General features: G+C 68.2%; 24 protein-coding genes. 4 read left to right on the top strand and 20 right to left on the bottom strand.

Features of this window, described 5'->3' with window-relative positions:
* Positions 1-9 precede the first annotated feature (9 nt).
* The 16 genes from BN1056_RS03910 to BN1056_RS03840 all read right to left on the bottom strand — a co-directional run bounded on the left by BN1056_RS03910 (position 10) and on the right by BN1056_RS03840 (position 7,301).
* Positions 10-519: a single-stranded DNA-binding protein gene (locus BN1056_RS03910; protein ID WP_210579248.1), complete on the bottom strand. Its 510-nt coding sequence runs from the start codon at positions 517-519 to the stop codon at positions 10-12.
* A complete protein-coding gene (locus BN1056_RS03905) occupies positions 519-1,061 on the bottom strand; it encodes a hypothetical protein (RefSeq protein WP_210579245.1) in 543 nt (180 codons plus the stop codon). Before BN1056_RS03905 ends, BN1056_RS03910 begins: the two co-directional genes overlap by 1 nt.
* 2 nt (positions 1,062-1,063) lie before the next feature.
* A complete protein-coding gene (locus BN1056_RS03900) occupies positions 1,064-1,549 on the bottom strand; it encodes a hypothetical protein (RefSeq protein ID WP_210579243.1) in 486 nt (161 codons plus the stop codon).
* On the bottom strand, positions 1,533-2,042 hold the full coding sequence (locus BN1056_RS03895; RefSeq protein ID WP_210579240.1) for a RusA family crossover junction endodeoxyribonuclease: 510 nt from the start codon (positions 2,040-2,042) through the stop codon (positions 1,533-1,535). Before BN1056_RS03895 ends, BN1056_RS03900 begins: the two co-directional genes overlap by 17 nt.
* Positions 2,039-2,350 carry a glutaredoxin family protein gene (locus BN1056_RS03890; RefSeq protein WP_244671491.1) on the bottom strand — a complete coding sequence of 104 codons (312 nt, stop codon included), beginning with the start codon at positions 2,348-2,350 and terminating at the stop codon, positions 2,039-2,041. Before BN1056_RS03890 ends, BN1056_RS03895 begins: the two co-directional genes overlap by 4 nt.
* The gene (locus tag BN1056_RS03885; RefSeq protein ID WP_210579234.1) at positions 2,350-2,601 is read right to left on the bottom strand and encodes a hypothetical protein; all 252 of its coding nucleotides are present in this window, start codon (positions 2,599-2,601) and stop codon (positions 2,350-2,352) included. Before BN1056_RS03885 ends, BN1056_RS03890 begins: the two co-directional genes overlap by 1 nt.
* Complete coding sequence (locus BN1056_RS03880) at positions 2,598-3,554, bottom strand: hypothetical protein (protein WP_210579232.1); 957 nt, start codon at positions 3,552-3,554, stop codon at positions 2,598-2,600. The genes BN1056_RS03885 and BN1056_RS03880 overlap by 4 nt, the downstream gene beginning before the upstream one ends.
* Entirely contained in the window at positions 3,551-3,898 is a 348-nt protein-coding gene (locus BN1056_RS03875; protein ID WP_210579230.1) for a hypothetical protein, read from the bottom strand. The genes BN1056_RS03880 and BN1056_RS03875 overlap by 4 nt, the downstream gene beginning before the upstream one ends.
* Positions 3,899-3,911: 13 nt before the next feature.
* The gene (locus BN1056_RS03870; RefSeq protein WP_210579228.1) at positions 3,912-4,532 is read right to left on the bottom strand and encodes a hypothetical protein; all 621 of its coding nucleotides are present in this window, start codon (positions 4,530-4,532) and stop codon (positions 3,912-3,914) included.
* Complete coding sequence (locus tag BN1056_RS03865) at positions 4,529-4,831, bottom strand: hypothetical protein (protein WP_210579227.1); 303 nt, start codon at positions 4,829-4,831, stop codon at positions 4,529-4,531. Before BN1056_RS03865 ends, BN1056_RS03870 begins: the two co-directional genes overlap by 4 nt.
* Positions 4,828-5,289, bottom strand: a complete 462-nt coding sequence (locus BN1056_RS03860; RefSeq protein ID WP_280516430.1) for a DUF4326 domain-containing protein — start codon at positions 5,287-5,289, stop codon at positions 4,828-4,830. The genes BN1056_RS03865 and BN1056_RS03860 overlap by 4 nt, the downstream gene beginning before the upstream one ends.
* Entirely contained in the window at positions 5,286-5,636 is a 351-nt protein-coding gene (locus BN1056_RS03855; protein ID WP_210579225.1) for a hypothetical protein, read from the bottom strand. The genes BN1056_RS03860 and BN1056_RS03855 overlap by 4 nt, the downstream gene beginning before the upstream one ends.
* Positions 5,633-6,058: a hypothetical protein gene (locus tag BN1056_RS03850; RefSeq protein WP_210579224.1), complete on the bottom strand. Its 426-nt coding sequence runs from the start codon at positions 6,056-6,058 to the stop codon at positions 5,633-5,635. Before BN1056_RS03850 ends, BN1056_RS03855 begins: the two co-directional genes overlap by 4 nt.
* Before the next feature lie 140 nt (positions 6,059-6,198).
* The gene (locus tag BN1056_RS03845) at positions 6,199-6,771 is read right to left on the bottom strand and encodes a hypothetical protein (protein WP_210579223.1); all 573 of its coding nucleotides are present in this window, start codon (positions 6,769-6,771) and stop codon (positions 6,199-6,201) included.
* 29 nt (positions 6,772-6,800) lie between these two features.
* Positions 6,801-6,929, bottom strand: a complete 129-nt coding sequence (locus tag BN1056_RS14930; RefSeq protein ID WP_280516429.1) for a hypothetical protein — start codon at positions 6,927-6,929, stop codon at positions 6,801-6,803.
* Positions 6,930-6,953: 24 nt separating this feature from the next.
* Positions 6,954-7,301 (bottom strand): helix-turn-helix domain-containing protein, encoded by a 348-nt coding sequence (locus tag BN1056_RS03840; protein ID WP_210579221.1) that lies wholly within the window; start codon positions 7,299-7,301, stop codon positions 6,954-6,956.
* 251 nt (positions 7,302-7,552) lie between these two features.
* On the opposite strand from BN1056_RS03840, the gene BN1056_RS03835 reads away from it, so the two are divergent.
* Complete coding sequence (locus BN1056_RS03835; RefSeq protein WP_210579218.1) at positions 7,553-7,789, top strand: hypothetical protein; 237 nt, start codon at positions 7,553-7,555, stop codon at positions 7,787-7,789.
* Between the two features lie 215 nt (positions 7,790-8,004).
* On the opposite strand, the gene BN1056_RS03830 is transcribed toward BN1056_RS03835, so the two are convergent.
* Complete coding sequence (locus BN1056_RS03830) at positions 8,005-8,457, bottom strand: helix-turn-helix domain-containing protein (protein ID WP_210579215.1); 453 nt, start codon at positions 8,455-8,457, stop codon at positions 8,005-8,007.
* 109 nt (positions 8,458-8,566) lie between these two features.
* Here BN1056_RS03830 and BN1056_RS03825 point away from each other — a divergent pair, with 109 nt between their 5' ends.
* From BN1056_RS03825 to BN1056_RS03815, 3 genes are all read left to right on the top strand, one after another.
* On the top strand, positions 8,567-9,007 hold the full coding sequence (locus BN1056_RS03825; RefSeq protein ID WP_342343931.1) for a helix-turn-helix domain-containing protein: 441 nt from the start codon (positions 8,567-8,569) through the stop codon (positions 9,005-9,007).
* Positions 9,008-9,105: 98 nt separating this feature from the next.
* Positions 9,106-9,498 (top strand): hypothetical protein, encoded by a 393-nt coding sequence (locus tag BN1056_RS03820; RefSeq protein WP_210579210.1) that lies wholly within the window; start codon positions 9,106-9,108, stop codon positions 9,496-9,498.
* 176 nt (positions 9,499-9,674) lie between these two features.
* A complete protein-coding gene (locus BN1056_RS03815; protein ID WP_210579209.1) occupies positions 9,675-11,450 on the top strand; it encodes an SNIPE associated domain-containing protein in 1,776 nt (591 codons plus the stop codon).
* A gap of 55 nt (positions 11,451-11,505) precedes the next feature.
* Here BN1056_RS03815 and BN1056_RS03810 read toward each other — a convergent pair whose 3' ends face one another.
* From BN1056_RS03810 to BN1056_RS03800, 3 genes are all read right to left on the bottom strand, one after another.
* A complete protein-coding gene (locus tag BN1056_RS03810) occupies positions 11,506-11,910 on the bottom strand; it encodes a hypothetical protein (protein WP_210579207.1) in 405 nt (134 codons plus the stop codon).
* The gene (locus tag BN1056_RS03805) at positions 11,907-12,398 is read right to left on the bottom strand and encodes an ImmA/IrrE family metallo-endopeptidase (protein ID WP_210579205.1); all 492 of its coding nucleotides are present in this window, start codon (positions 12,396-12,398) and stop codon (positions 11,907-11,909) included. Before BN1056_RS03805 ends, BN1056_RS03810 begins: the two co-directional genes overlap by 4 nt.
* Before the next feature lie 168 nt (positions 12,399-12,566).
* Positions 12,567-13,745 carry a tyrosine-type recombinase/integrase gene (locus BN1056_RS03800; protein WP_210579203.1) on the bottom strand — a complete coding sequence of 393 codons (1,179 nt, stop codon included), beginning with the start codon at positions 13,743-13,745 and terminating at the stop codon, positions 12,567-12,569.
* Positions 13,746-14,191 lie beyond the last annotated feature (446 nt).

Here is a 14,191-nt window from a genome sequence, read left to right as displayed (position 1 = left end):
CCTTTCGTGTCAGAACGGGGGCTCGTCGCCGAAGCTTGTGTCGGCGTTCTGGCCGACGCCCCAGGGGTCGTCCCCCGCTGGCGGGCTGGTGGGTTGCTGGGCCGGCTGCTGCTGGGGCTGGCCGGCCTGCTGGCCGCCCTGCTGTTGGCCGCGCGGGGCGTTGCGGGTGATCTGGGCGGTGGCGTATCGGAGTGAGGGGCCGATCTCGTCCACCTGCAGCTCCACCACGGTGCGGTCCTGTCCGTCGCGGGTGGTGTAGGAGCGCTGGCGTAGGCGGCCGGTCGCGATCACGCGGGTGCCCTTGGTCAGAGACTCGGCCACGTTCTCCGCCAGCTCTCGCCAGCAGGAGGAACGCATGAACAGGGTCTCCCCGTCCTCCCACTGGCCCGACTGGCGGTTGAAGCTGCGCGGGGTGGAGGCGATGGTGAAGGAGGCGACCGCCGCCCCCGACGGCGTGAACCGCAACTCCGGATCCGACGTGAGGTTGCCGATCAGCGTGATAACCGTGTCCCCAGCCATCAGTCCTCCTCCCCGGAGTCGGCGACCAGGGCGAGAGACTCGGCGGCGTCGACGACGCGGGCTATGGCTGCGTCACGGCTGAGCGGCGAGGCGATGTCAAGCTCAGAGAGCCGCCTGCTGAGCGTCCGCACGGCCTCCGTCGGCACGACGGACAAGTCCTCCCACGTCTCGATCTCGTCATCTGCGGAATCCCTGAAGATGTAGCCGGCGTCGCTCCCGCCGGAGAACAGGTGGTAGGCGTACATGCTGCTGCGCAGGGCGACCATGCCGCCGATGTCCCGGTGGTCCTGGTGGCCGTCGAGGATGCGGATAGCCGGCGATGTCGGCCACGCTGGCTCCTGCGCGGGCTCGGGGACGACGACGTCGACCATGGTCTCGGCCGGGTACGCGATACCGTCACCGTCGGCAAACTGGACGACGACGTACACCCCGGTGTCGATATCCACCAATCGGATCTCCCGGGACTCGCCCTGGTGCCGGACATGCATCCCCGGCTCTAGCTCGACGGCGGCGATCGGCCGGATGGCGATTGTGTCGGTCATGGTCATGACTCCTCGGTGGTGTAGCGGGTTGCCCAGGCGGCGGCCAGGGCGCCGAGCTGGATCAGCTCGGTGTCGCGGTCGCCGGCGTGGCCGCGGTCGGTCTGGGCGTCGTAGGTGGTGGCGCGGGCAACCTCGCCCAGTTCCTCCACCACGGCCGCGAAACGCTGGGCGTCGGTCGGCTCCGGACTGTCCAGGGTCATGCCCGGGTGAAGGACACACGCCCGGTCGTACTCCTCCCGCATCGCCTCCACCGGATCAGCCACGCCGGCCCAGGCACAGCAGTAGCGGGTGATGTTGAGCAGGCGATTACACATCAGGGCACGCCCCCACGAATCGCTCGGCTGGGGGAAGCTGACATCCGGGCGCCCCAAGCTCGCCCAGGCGAGCGCCCCGACCTTCTGCGTGAGTTCGACAAGGTTTAGCGGCAGCCGCACGCTCAGCGGTTCGAGGGGTAGAGCAGCTAGAACGCGGTCAAGCGGATGTTCCATGGGGGGTCTCCTCGGTGATTGGTAGAACTGCGATTGCGGCGCCAGGCGAGACGACGGCCTCGCCGTCGACGTATTCCTTGGCCGATTGCCAGCGGACGATGCGGGAGTCCTCCCGCAGCATGCCCCGCTGCGCGACGTAGCCGCCGCGACGCACCTCGGCCAGGGCGTCACCGACCGCGCGCTCGAGCTTGTCCAGGTCCGGCTTTACCGCCGGCACGGCGAACCTGGGCCGCGCCGGGCGGGGCAGGTAGAACGTGGCCCGGACCTCCACCGGGCCGTCGTAGCCGAGCGGCCAGCGCGCCTGCACGGCAGCCGCCAGCGAGGCCGCCCGTACCCGGGCACGCCACCCCTCCAGCGCGGACTGCTTGGTGTGAGTCACCCGCACACCACCCGAGCGCGTGGGGAACGCCCTCGTCGAGCCCTCCGTCTCCGGGACGCCCTCGACGGCGAACGACACCGTCGGCGGCGCAGTAGTAGTAGCGGTGGCGGTCATGATGCGGTCTCCTCGGTCTCGTCCCACACGCTCGGCGCGTACTCGTCCAAATGACGGCGGATCAGATCCGGGCGGTGGCCACCCCACACGCCCGCCACCAGCCCAACCGGGCTCATAGCCACCACCACCGGCGCACTCGCCACGTGACGCTCAGCCGCGAGCGCTTGGGCGTCGGGGTGGTCGGCGAGTGGGCGTGCGCGGTGGCGTGCGCCCAGGTGGTCGAGGAGTCGGAGGGTCTGCTCGCACTGTGGGCAGGATGGGAGTGTGTAGACGTCCAGCCATGGGGCGCGGGTGTCGCAGGTGCCCATCACGCGTCACCCCCGCGGACGTAGTGCATCTGGTAGGTGACGTCTGGTGCGCCGGCTGGGGTGCGAGGGCTGACGTAGTCGCGGGCGTAGGCGGCGATCTCGGTCAGGATGGCGGCGGCCGTGTCCTGCTCGCGGTGGATCGCGGCCACCGTGTCCGACGCCGACGACGCCATGGGCTGCTCGGGCGGGGCGGTCGCGGTGATCTCCCAGGCCGGGCCGAGATCCGGGGTGACAGTGACGTGGATCCTCATGCCGCGTCACCACCATCGTTGGGGTCGCCGTCGTCGCCGTCGCCGTCGGGCTCACCGCCGCCGTCAGTGTCGGTGTCGGTGTCGTCCTGCTCGTGCAGCCACGCCGACAGCTCCGTCACCATGGCGTGAGAGACCTCCTCGGTGGCCTCACCACCGACCGGGGAGCCGTCCAGCAGCAGATCCATCAGGACCGCGGTGGCGGGGCCGTCGTAGGCCGCCTCGGATGCGGGCACCGCATCTACGGTGCCGTGGATGCGTAGGCAGCCGAGCACCACCAGGTTGTCGGCGTCAGCCAGGTCCCCGTAGGCGACCAGGCCCATACCGCCGGCGGTGACCCGCAGCGGCAGCACCCCGAGCGCCTTAGCGGTGGGAGACCAGCGCGCCAGTGTCTTGGGCAGCAGGCTGCACGTGGTCTGCAGAGCCAGCGGGGCCGCGCAGGTGTGGGCGATCAGGGCGGCAGCGTCCACACGCTGCTCATCGTCCACGGGCCCCCACTCGCCCATCGCGGCCACGCGCACCGTCCGACCCACCAGCATCCCCGAGGTGTCGGTGACCTGGACGCTCCTGCCGTCGGCTGGCACATCCAGCCGCACCGTCTCACCAGCCACCCGCTTGAAGACGGCGAAGATGGTCTTAGCCGCGCCGGCGGACAGGTCCAGGTCCACCCGGTCGACCACACGGACGCCAGGCCCGTCGTCGTCGTCGATCACGACGGCGTCGTCAGCGTCCTCCAGCGGCACCGACGCCATGATCGCGGACTCGGAGTCCGTAGCCAGCAGGCACAGGCGCATCGCCTCGACGTCGAGCACCAGCCGGAGCCGCTCACAGCCCGGCCCGGCCTTATCCGACCCCACGTGCGGGACCACCGCAGCCAGCGCCTCCAGCAGCGTGTCCATGTCGCAGGTCGCATGCAGCATCACCCCCAGCGGGGCGGGCGTAGCAGTAGCGGTCATGACGGGTCCTCCTGGTCGAGTAGCGCAAGTAGCGAGCCGGTCCCCTGCCCGTCCGGCATTAACGCCGTGTTGGTCAGGCGGGCGTGGGCCTGGGCGCAGGCCCGGCACATCCGGGCGTCCGCCAGCGCCTCGGTGATGCGCTCCGGGGACGCCGGGAAGACGGCCTCGGCCACGTACGGGAGTGCACACTCAGGGGAGCACAGGTAGAACACCTCCCGGTATGCGATCCCCACGAGTGGCTGTAAGGGACCGGGCCGGCCCAGGTGGATCATCGGCAGGGCCGGGGAGGCCAGCACCAGCAGCTCCAGTTCGGGGGCGGGTGTGGGGGTAGGCGTGGTGGTCATGGTTGACGGGCTCCTAGTTGACGGTCTGGTGGTGGCGGTCGCGCTTGTAGGCGGCCAGCTCGTGCACGGTGAGGTAGACGCCGGAGACCGGGTGCCTGGCGACACGGCCCGCCCGGTAGAGGTCTGACAGCCAGCACAGGGCCGTGGCGGCAGACAAGATCGCGGCCTCACGCGGCGCCTGGGCGCAGGCGGTCACCCACAGGGGGCGGGCGTGCTGGTCGAGCAGGCTGGACCACCACAGGTCCGACCCCGTGCCCAGGCCGACAGCGACGTCTAAGCGCTCCTCGGTGTCGGTGTCGGCGTCCAGTGCGCGCCACTCGCTGATGACGGCGGCCACCTGCGTGATCCGGTCCCGGGCCACCCTCACGCGCACGCCCCCGTAGCGCATACCGACCGTCCCCAGCACGCTGCCCAGGGCGATCACCCGGGACAGGTACTCGGCGATACCCGGCGCGTAGGCGGAGCGCAGCGCCCCGTGGTGGGCGACCAGCAGGCCCGCACCGATCGCGTCCGACGCGGCCACACGGGACAGGTATGCGGCCGGATTGTCGTGGTTGGGCCACTTCCAGTAGTCGGGCGAGACCTGAGTCATGGCGTCGTCCCACAGCCGCGCGAGATCAGAGACAGTCCTCATGTCAGCCGCCCGCCCTTCATCTGGTGGCGGGTGTGGCGGCGGGCCTCGCGGTACGCCTCGTGCTTGCACACCCGGCAGTCACGCTCCAGGGTGATGCCACGCCCGAGCCGGCGCCGCACCCGCACCCTGGCGGTCGCGACAGACCACTCGTGTCCGTGCGCGCACGTGGCCGGGCCACCGGCAGCGGCCAGCCGCTCCAGCAGCTCATACGCCACGCTGTCCGGCACCGGCGCGGACGACGCGCCGGCGGGGATCAGACCCGCCAGATCACGAGCACTAACCGTCGTGGTAGCAGTCATAGGAGCATCCCGCCCTCGGGCTCCACGACCGGGGACAGATCCGCCAGCGTCATGGAGTACAGGGGCTTGCCGGCAGCCAGGGCCAGCAGCACGTCCGCGTGGCACGGCTCGTCCAGCGGGCACCAGCACGCCAGATCACGCCCCATCAGGTCCGCCTGGATATTCTCCTGGCGCGGGATGGTCCGGGAGTACGGCTCGTAGAGAGGTACTACCAGGTTGCCTTGAAACCAGGCCAGGTACATCTCCACGACGTCAGCACGGGAGGTGGGAGTGAACGGCCGAGGACCGATCTGCTGGTGGAAGCCGATGTGCTCCAACGCCCGGCCGAACGTGGAAAACATGTAGGTCCGCCCCACAATGAATTGATTGCCCCACCGACTGCCGCGGCCGACGTAGACAACGCCGTCGGGCATCCGCCACCCGCGGGTGCGCCGCCGCTGAATCCGCCGCGGGCTCACGACTCATCACCACCCGCGTCGACGGCGACGATGGCGTGCATAGCAGCTTCGACCGCGGCCCGCGTCTCGATGACGATCTGCCAGTTATCGTCCCCGAGCATTCCCTGAGTGACGTTCCGTTCGGGGGCTCCGGCCCCTGAGACATACGCGTACGCGTCTCCCTTGGCGGTGGAGCCGTCCTTTCGGATCCCCGGCCCGGATACCGTGACGTAGAGCAGACTGCCGGACCACTGATCGGACGCGTTGACGATGACATGTGTCGCGCGCATACGGGTCAGCCGCCCATAATCGCAGGGCACCTCGACAGGCCGCGGCAGCCGCCGCTCCAGACGAACCTTGTAAGTCATGCCGCCACCTCGCTGGCCTGGGCGGCCTGGGCGGGGCGAGGCTCATGCCCCAGTACCCTCGCCTCCTCCGGCGTGGCCGGCCGCACGGTCAGGGTCAGGAGGATCGTTGCGCCCACCCCGTGCTGCACACTCCGGCGCGGCCTCGACATGGCCACCAGGCCCTCACGGCGCAGCTGGTCCGCCAGGTCCGCCAGGCACTCCAGCTCCTGCTGCACCATGCTCATGCCGCCCGGCAGCATCCGCCACGGCCACGTGACCTCCCGGCCGAGCGAGGGTGACGCCACCATGGCATCGGCCTCCAGGCCGGCCAGGCGCCGCAGCGACGGCGCGGCCGGCCGCGGCGGCACCACATCCTCCACGTCCGGGGCCGCGACCGCGGCGGCCTCCGCCGCCTGCGCCCTCCTCCGGCAGTGGTAGCACATGCCATGGCCCGAGTGAGCGACCGTCCCCGACCAGCGCGGATCGTCAGCAGCCCGGCCAACAGGCCGCATTGGACGCTCACAGCCCGCGCAGGGGATCGGCCCATGCGACCAGTCCAGCCGCTGCTGCACCTGCGCCCCCATCACCACTCACCCCCATCAGAGGTGAGGGACTCCAGGAGGCTCGCAGCCGAGGCATCCCCGCCAGAGGCGAGGTGCTCCAGGATGCCGCGCACGTGGTGCGGGTCGTGCATCAGCTGAGCCAGCGCGCCGACAGCCCACCCCATCGCACCGCGAGGAGCCGTCAGCTCACACAGCATCTCCGGATCCTCACCACCCGGGCCATCCTCAGGGGACAGCACCATGTGCAGGTGCGTGTGCGGCTGACCATGGATCCGATCCACGACCGTCTCAGCCTCACCGGCCACCACACCATCCACGATCCGGGCCGCCTGCGCCAGCACGTCCCCCGCATCCTCGCCGTCGCCGTCGGCGTCGGCGGTGCTGGGGCCGGCAGACACCTCAGCGTCCACAGCCGCCAACTCCGCATCCAGCTCAGGCACCACCGCCACGTCACAGGATGTGAGCATCAGCCACGCACCCACACCGCCCAGGCCCAGGGCCAGCAGCGACAGGCCAGACAACGCCGGCGCCCGCCCCGACACGGCCAGCCACGCCTGCACACAGCCCACGACCACGCCAGCCGTCAGCGCCACGGTCCCAGCAGTAATCCTCCGATGCGCACTCATCGCACCGTCACCTCCTCAGCGGTCTTGTCACCAGCGCCGGCCAGGCGAAGCAGGCCGCGCACGACGTCGAGCACACGACGTCTTTCCGCCTTGTGGCGGGCCTTGTAAGATTGGGTTCGAGCCATCGGTTTTCCTTTCGCTTGCTTGGCTCACCGGCCGCCGGCAGTCACGTTGCTGGCGGCCATTTCTTTCGCTTGCGCCGCCCGGGCGGACCGCCGGCGAGCAGCCGACCGTGCGGACTGGCCCATCGGCCCATGCGACCGCACCGGCACGGACACGGCAGAGGCGCCGTCGTCGGCCGGGCGATCCCACACGGGGCGGACCTCCTGGCGGGCCAGGTACTCCTCCACGTCCTCCTCACGGAAGCGCAGTGGGGAACGCTTGGAGTCCCGCAGCTTGCGGTGACGGATCAGCCCGTCCTGCGCGTAATCCCGCACAACCTCCGGAGTCACACGCAGGATCTCCGCGACGTCCTCGACAGTCAGCAGCGGCCTCATCGCGGCACCACTCCCCCACACCCGCCGCACGACCGGCAGGAGTCAGACCGGCCGTGCGACGGGGGCACCTCCTCGGCGGCCTCATCCCCATTACCCCGCGATGACGCCAGGCCCTCAGCCGCCACGTCACCGCTCGCCGAGGAGGCGGCTCTCTCTTCCCGGCCTGGGACCGGGGCCTCCTCGGTAGGCTCCAAGGCACCACTACCCGCCGGCGCAACACGCGCGTCGGCACCACCTACCGAGGAGGAGACATGAAGTACGAGGTCCACGTGCTCGGGGAGAAGTTCATCGTCGAACAGGGCGCTAAGACCACACGAGCCAAGGTGGATACAGCGAAAGACCTCGCTCGGCATTTCGGAGGATTCTTCGGCGGCGTCTTCACCCTGCCCACCACGCGCGGAGACATCACCTTCGTCCTCCCCGAAGGAGGAATCCCGGCTTGGGTGAAGCCGATCAAGAACGACGACGGCTCGGCGCACATGGTCTGATGCTGCATCCACGACGGCCGGCAGGGCCTCTTCCAGCGTCACCGTGTCTAGGAGGTCCGCCGCCGTCCGTAGCAGACCTGCAGCAGCGTCAATCCCAGTCTCCATACGCAGAGCCTCGGCAGCCTCGTAAAGCCGTTCGGCCTCCTGCGACGGGTAATCACCCCGAGTCGCGTTGTCACGCCGGGGATGTAGATGGTCATCTGCGAACCACACCATCACGCGACCTCCTCGTCGGAGGAGCGGTGCGTGGCCGGGTCCTCATCACCCGACAAGTGCCGGGCCGCGTCATCCAACGACCAGCACGAGTCACACGCGGCCTCGTGCTCCAACAGCGCCTCCGCCGGCACACCCGCGAGCGCAGCACCCACACGCTCGACCGCGGCAACACCGTGAGCCTCCACGGCGGGGGCCGGCTCGGGCTCGACGACGACGGCGGAGGACGGCTCGGAGGCAGTCACGGATTGCGGACGCCTGCTGCGCCGCAGCAGTTCCCACCCGGGCACACCGAGGGCGTCACCGATAGCCACGAGTTCGCCGACCTTGAGGTCGGCATGCTCGTTCAGCCGCAGGGACAGGTACGGGCGTTTGAGTGACACCTCGTCCGCGAGCGCGGTACCCGTTACGCCACGGCGCGCCATCTCGGCTCGGATCTCGGACGCGACCGACATCATTCCTCCTCCCGTTCGCGATTGCGAACGTCTGAGAGAACAATGCTCGCAATCGCGAACGTTGTCAAGAGGGATTGCCAGGCGTGTTCGCATGTGAGAACATCACGATATGGGTAGCAGGTCGATTGAGCAGCACCCGGCCGATGAGAGGGTGTCTGAGGCGCTTGGAGGCGCACTAGAGGACAGTGGGATGAGCTTGCGTGAACTCTCACGCAGGTCTGGTGTGCGGCTGACTCGTCTCGGCGACGTGCTCCGCCGTGGTCGAGCAATGACAGTTGGCGAGCTGGAGGCCATCGCGGAAGCGCTCGGTCTAGACCCGGTGGAGGTACTGCGCGAGGCTCAGGCGAGAGCCCGCGAGCGCGAGCGTGCCGAGGTCGTGCAGCTGGGGGATCGGCGTACTGATTGGCCGGAGGGGCTGCCGCCGGAGTGGGAGCTGGCGGCGCAGGTCCAGCCCGGGGCTGATGAGGAGTTGGCGGAGACGACCGGCTGGCGCGACGATCTCGGTGAGGAGTCTCAGGACATCCCCTACGGGGAGGATGAGTCGCTCTGAGTCGGCGGCGGCCGAGGGCGCCGCAACCCCGCTTGTAACCGAGGTACTACAAGCGGGGTTGATATTTGTGTCCGAGGGTGCGGCTAGCGTGCCCGCTTGTGAGACCAACGATGGACGCCCTACTCGCCGCCGCTGACGAGCAGCAGGTGTTCGTGCGGTGGTTGCGCATGCCGGAGGGGTGGCGCGGTGCCTACCACCTCCCCAGCCGGACGGTCTACCTGCGCAAGGGCATGAGCGAGCGTTCCGCCGTCCCCACCCTCATGCACGAGCTGACCCACGCCGCCCGTGGGGACGACGGCCACCAGACCCGCCCCGTGGAGGCCCGCATAGACCGCCAGGTGGCGTGCAGGCTCATCACCCCCGGCGCCTACCGGGCCGCCGAGATGCTGGCCGGCCCACACCTCGGAGCACTCGCCGCCGAACTCGACGTGCCGTGCTGGGTCATCCTTGCCTATAGGGAGACACTGCGCCGTCACAAGATCGTTGCCTAGAGAGCCGTTAAAACCACGCGAGCGAGCTAAGCGCAGCGCAAGATAAGGCCACCACTACCCAACCCCTCAAGGAAGAGGCCCACATGAAGCCCTCCGGCTTGGGGATCGCCATGCGCGTCCTCGGCGTCCTGTCCGCGCTACTTGCCGCCCTTGCGGTTATCGGGATCATCGGTGCCATGGCCACCGACGACTACAGAGCCGGAGACGCCATCCTCAGCTCCCTGATCCTCGTGATCCCATCCGCCGCCATCGCGGCGCTTCTATTCTGGGGCGCCGGGCGAACGGACCGGAAGGCCGCGGCGCGTGCATCCCAGAGTCCCACCCCAGTACCGATGCAGGTAGCAAGCAGACCTGCTGGCTCGGCGTTCGTCCTGTTCGGGGGCAGACGAGCCCGGGAGCTCGAAGCCCAGCTCGCATCAGCGAACGGAGAGATCCAGCAACTACAAGGGGCGCTTCAGCAGACCGTGGGACAGCGCGACTCCCTGCAACAGTTCTTCGACAGCCACGGCGGCCAAGCCGTATGGGACCAGACCCAGGCCCTCGAAGATACCCGCCAACGCATCCTTGCCAAGCAGCAGGAACTCGCCGGCCTCGACGCCGAGATCAGCGGCAGGCGCCGCCAGGCCGAAGCGGACATCCGCAACGCCATCGCGACCAAGCAACAGGAACTCAACGGCCTCGACACGGAGATCGCAGAACGCCGCCAACGGGCGGAGGAAGAAGTACGCCAGGCCACGGCAAAGGCCTGGGAAGAGGCCAACGCGGCCACCAGGCAAGCACGCGCCGACCTTGAACGCCTACAGCGCGAGGCCGAAATCCTCAACGAGAAGCTGCACCCCCAACGCGTCCAACTCAAGTTGGAGGAGGCCGGATTCGTGGACTACGACCACCCCGCCAAGGACAGCGTCGAGCTCGGCGCCGAACTCCAGGACCTGCGCAAAGACGTCCAGATGGCCGTCCGCAACTACTCCGCCGTCACCTCCGTCGACGAGACGAACGTCCCCACCACCAAAGCCGGCCGCACCAAGCTAGCCAAAGACACCGCCAAACTAGCCCTGACCGCCTTCAACACCCAGGTTGACAACATCATCAAGGCCGCCACACCCCGCAACGCAGAGGCCTCCATGAGGAAGATCTACAAGGTGGCCGAGACCGTAGAACGGCTCGGAGACAGCGCGAAGGTCAGAATCACCGCCGACTATGTAAAGCTCCGCACCCGCGAGCTCGACCTCGCCGTTCAGCACCTGCAGGCCAAGCAGATCGAACGCGACCTCGAACGCGAGCACAAGGCCGAGCTGCGCGAGCAGGCCAAAGCTGAACGCGAGCTGCAAGCCGAGCGGGAGCGACTGGAGAAGGAGAAGCAGCACTACCTCAACGTCCTCAAAGTCGTCCAAGACGCCGGCGACGAGGAAGAAGCCGCCCGACTACAAGAACAACTCGTCGCCATCGAGAAGGGCATCAACGACGTCGAGGAACGCGCCGCCAACATCCGCGCCGGTTACGTCTACGTCATCTCCAACATCGGCTCCTTCGGCGAGCACATGGTAAAGATCGGCATGACCCGCCGCCTGGACCCCATGGACCGCGTGCGTGAGCTCGGGGACGCCTCCGTCCCATTCCAGTTCGACGTACACGCTCTGTTCTTCGCCGAAGACGCCGTCTCTGTCGAAGCTGCCCTCCACCGCAGATTCGCCTCCAAGCGCGTCAACCGCATCAACACCCGCCGCGAGTTCTTCTACGCCACACCCGCCGAAGTCCGCGACGTCCTCACCGACGTCACCGGCAATCTCTTGGAATTCACCAACGAACCCGCCGCCGAGCAGTACCGGCAAAGCCAGCAAATCGCCGCAGAAGAACAAAGCAACGACAACCTCGGCGAAGCCATCACCGACGCGAACATCGACAAGATGCCCGCCAGCGCGCCCCGCCCGGACTTCGACTGGGACGACTAGCCCGGGCAGCCGCGAAACAGGTTAAGGGGGCCACGCCAGGTCTGGCGTGGCCCCCTCAGCGGATGAACACGGCGTAGATATTCCCTGCCAAAGCACCAACCATCAACAGACAGAGCACACCAACAAAAACCGAGTCTGAGACGCAGACGAACCGGTAGAAGCGAGGACTGGCGTCGATGAGAGCCTCCACCTTGGATTCCAGCTTCCGGCGCTGCGGAAAGCGGACTTGGGCATAACCAACGAACAACGCCCGGAACGGATACAACCTTGTCATGTTGACTATGGGCTGCGTCGTAGAGTCGAAGCCGTTGCCGGACAGCGAAGAGTCCGTCAGCGAGTTGGGAGCCTCCTGGGGGCTATCAGGTTTCCGCGAAGGACGACGCCGAGCAGCCGGCTCATCCTCCGGGGGAACGACGTTATCAGGGAGCGGCTCGTCAGCCGCTGACGCAGCGTCGGTCACTGGGACAGAAGTCCCAGGACTCGAAGCCTGTAGGACATCGCCTGCAAGGACACACCGAAATGGTCCGCCATGCTTGCCGCGTCCTCACCGAAAGTATGCAGCTCGCGTACCTCGTCGGGAGGCATCAACAAGTTGCCGGCGAACTCGTTGGCGTAGATCTCCGACGCAGTCCCTCGTCCCTCATCCGAGCGCTTGTCTACAAACACCGCCTCGGGCTCGTCGGCGTGACTCACTAGGTGGCCAATCTCGTGGGCACAGGTGAACACCTTCCGCTTGGCCGGCTGGTCCCGGTCGATGTAGATGTTCGGGCCAGCAGAGTCAGACTCAAGCCGTCCGTACTCATCGTCCCCAAGCTGGGCGAGAAAGACAGAAGCTCCCAGGTCCCGAGCAATCGGCACCGGATTCACGGGGAAGGAGCCGTCCCAGTACTTGGTGAGAATCTCGTCAGCATCCTTGGCAGCCTGCCTGCGAATCTCGCCCACGGTCATGCCTCGAAACTTCATCGTCCCTCCCTCCTAGTGCACGGATCTACGCGGTTCTTCACTCATTACAACACAGGTAACTACGAGACGAGTCCTCCTCGGAGAGTCGAGTCGCGCACACCGCACATACCGTGCAATGACACCAGCCGCCTGCCCCAGCGAGCGCGGTTGAAGCTACTGGGCTCGGGCGAGCATGGTTGCCATGGCGTCGGCGGCGGCGCGGCGGCGCTCAGGCAGGAGGTGGCCGTAGAGGTCGGCGGTGGTGGTGACGGACTCGTGGCCGAGCATGTACTGGACGGTGACGAGGTCAAGGCCGGCGGCGATCATCCACGAGGCGGCCGTGTGGCGCAGGTCGTGGATGCGCGGGCGCACGTCGAGGGCCTGCCCCTTGGGTAGTGGCTTGACGCCGTCGAGGAGGCTCGTGGGCCGGCGGCGGCTGACAGGGTCCTGGGCGGGGCGGCCGGAGGCGAGGCGGGTCACGGGCGCCCAGACGTGCTGGAAGAACACGTTGTGGCGCACCGGAGTACCAGACGGGGTAGTGAACAACAGGTCGGTACGCGAGCGGCCCCGGGCAGTAGCGGTCAGGGCGTCGGCGAGGTCGGGAGCTAGGGAGACGGTGCGGTTGGCGCGCCGGGTCTTGGGCGGGCCGAGCCGGAACCCGGACGGGGCCTTCTTCCACGCCTTGGTGACGGTCACGGCACCGTCGGCGAGGTCGCCGACCTGCAGGGCAGTGGCCTCCGACCAGCGCAGGCCCGCGGAGGCCAGGAGCGTGATAAGAGGCCGGTAGTGGTCGGGCACAACCGAGCGGAGGGTGTGGAACTGCTCGGGGGTCAAGAAGACCATCTCGGCCTTCATGCCCCTGGGGAGGCGGGTGCCGTCAGCGGGATTGGTGGGGATGATGCCGCGGCGGGCGGCGTCGGCGAGGATCGCGGACAGCAGCCCGTGACGGTTCGCGATCGTCTTGGGGGCGGCGCCGTCGTCCTCCTGCCCGTTGACCCATGCGCGCACGGCATCGACGTCGATTGCAACCAGCGGCAGGCAGGACAGCGGCGCGAAGGCGGGAGACGCGATCATGCGATGATAGCGGCGGCGCGTGGACGCCTCAATGCCAGTCAGGGCGTCGATGTAGGAGGCGGCGAAGTCGGCCAGCGTGGCCAGCGGGGCGTCGGAGGCAGGAGCACGGTCAAGAATGGCAAGCGCCTGCTCGGGACCGAGCTGATCAACCAGGCGGCGGAAACGCTCAGCGGCGTCAAGGTCGTCGAAGGTCGCAGACGACTGGCGGCCGCCCGTGCGGAACAGCACCGTGTGAGACACAGAGCCGTCCGAGCGCCGGCGGTGGCGGATGGAGGACACGGATCTTCCTTGGGCTAGTTGTTGACACGGTCAACACCAGACCGTACCCATGGGCACCGACACGTACCCACGCACCCCCATAAAACGGCACCACTATGCGGAACCGCAACGGCAGAAAACCGGGCGAAAACCGGTGATGGAGGGTTCGAATCCCCCATCCTCCGCCACCGCCCCGGAACCGCACGGTTCCGGGGTTCTTGTTTTCGGCGTCGGAGCCGCCAGGCGCGGCATACGCGTCCCGGTGGCGCGGTTGGGCGCTGCGCGTGGAGGGGTGTGCAGGGCGAATCACGGCGGATCAGGCACGACGGCTCGTGCCTCGCCCGACGCTTCGCGTGTTTGCCTGACGGTTCGTGTGTTCCGGTCGACGATTCGGCACATCCGACGACGGTTCGTGAGGTAGGGGTACGAACCGTCGCCGTTCATGCCGAACCGTTGCTGCTAGGTGA

This window comes from Actinomyces succiniciruminis (genome assembly GCF_900002405.1).
GTDB lineage: Bacteria > Actinomycetota > Actinomycetes > Actinomycetales > Actinomycetaceae > Actinomyces > Actinomyces succiniciruminis.
Note: the sequence above shows the minus strand (reverse complement) of the source record. Positions and strands in the feature narration are given on the sequence as shown.

What these genes read in the sequence shown, in the direction of transcription:
- BN1056_RS03910 (WP_210579248.1), bottom strand. Translation starts at nt 519, where the DNA reads ATGGCTGGGGACACGGTTATCACGCTGATCGGCAACCTCACGTCGGAT.
- BN1056_RS03905 (WP_210579245.1), bottom strand. Translation starts at nt 1,061, where the DNA reads ATGACCGACACAATCGCCATCCGGCCGATCGCCGCCGTCGAGCTAGAG.
- BN1056_RS03900 (WP_210579243.1), bottom strand. Translation starts at nt 1,549, where the DNA reads ATGGAACATCCGCTTGACCGCGTTCTAGCTGCTCTACCCCTCGAACCG.
- BN1056_RS03895 (WP_210579240.1), bottom strand. Translation starts at nt 2,042, where the DNA reads ATGACCGCCACCGCTACTACTACTGCGCCGCCGACGGTGTCGTTCGCC.
- BN1056_RS03890 (WP_244671491.1), bottom strand. Translation starts at nt 2,350, where the DNA reads ATGGGCACCTGCGACACCCGCGCCCCATGGCTGGACGTCTACACACTC.
- BN1056_RS03885 (WP_210579234.1), bottom strand. Translation starts at nt 2,601, where the DNA reads ATGAGGATCCACGTCACTGTCACCCCGGATCTCGGCCCGGCCTGGGAG.
- BN1056_RS03880 (WP_210579232.1), bottom strand. Translation starts at nt 3,554, where the DNA reads ATGACCGCTACTGCTACGCCCGCCCCGCTGGGGGTGATGCTGCATGCG.
- BN1056_RS03875 (WP_210579230.1), bottom strand. Translation starts at nt 3,898, where the DNA reads ATGACCACCACGCCTACCCCCACACCCGCCCCCGAACTGGAGCTGCTG.
- BN1056_RS03870 (WP_210579228.1), bottom strand. Translation starts at nt 4,532, where the DNA reads ATGAGGACTGTCTCTGATCTCGCGCGGCTGTGGGACGACGCCATGACT.
- BN1056_RS03865 (WP_210579227.1), bottom strand. Translation starts at nt 4,831, where the DNA reads ATGACTGCTACCACGACGGTTAGTGCTCGTGATCTGGCGGGTCTGATC.
- BN1056_RS03855 (WP_210579225.1), bottom strand. Translation starts at nt 5,636, where the DNA reads ATGACTTACAAGGTTCGTCTGGAGCGGCGGCTGCCGCGGCCTGTCGAG.
- BN1056_RS03850 (WP_210579224.1), bottom strand. Translation starts at nt 6,058, where the DNA reads ATGTGCTACCACTGCCGGAGGAGGGCGCAGGCGGCGGAGGCCGCCGCG.
- BN1056_RS14930 (WP_280516429.1), bottom strand. Translation starts at nt 6,929, where the DNA reads ATGGCTCGAACCCAATCTTACAAGGCCCGCCACAAGGCGGAAAGACGT.
- BN1056_RS03840 (WP_210579221.1), bottom strand. Translation starts at nt 7,301, where the DNA reads ATGAGGCCGCTGCTGACTGTCGAGGACGTCGCGGAGATCCTGCGTGTG.
- BN1056_RS03835 (WP_210579218.1), top strand. Translation starts at nt 7,553, where the DNA reads ATGAAGTACGAGGTCCACGTGCTCGGGGAGAAGTTCATCGTCGAACAG.
- BN1056_RS03830 (WP_210579215.1), bottom strand. Translation starts at nt 8,457, where the DNA reads ATGTCGGTCGCGTCCGAGATCCGAGCCGAGATGGCGCGCCGTGGCGTA.
- BN1056_RS03825 (WP_342343931.1), top strand. Translation starts at nt 8,567, where the DNA reads ATGGGTAGCAGGTCGATTGAGCAGCACCCGGCCGATGAGAGGGTGTCT.
- BN1056_RS03815 (WP_210579209.1), top strand. Translation starts at nt 9,675, where the DNA reads ATGGCCACCGACGACTACAGAGCCGGAGACGCCATCCTCAGCTCCCTG.
- BN1056_RS03805 (WP_210579205.1), bottom strand. Translation starts at nt 12,398, where the DNA reads ATGACCGTGGGCGAGATTCGCAGGCAGGCTGCCAAGGATGCTGACGAG.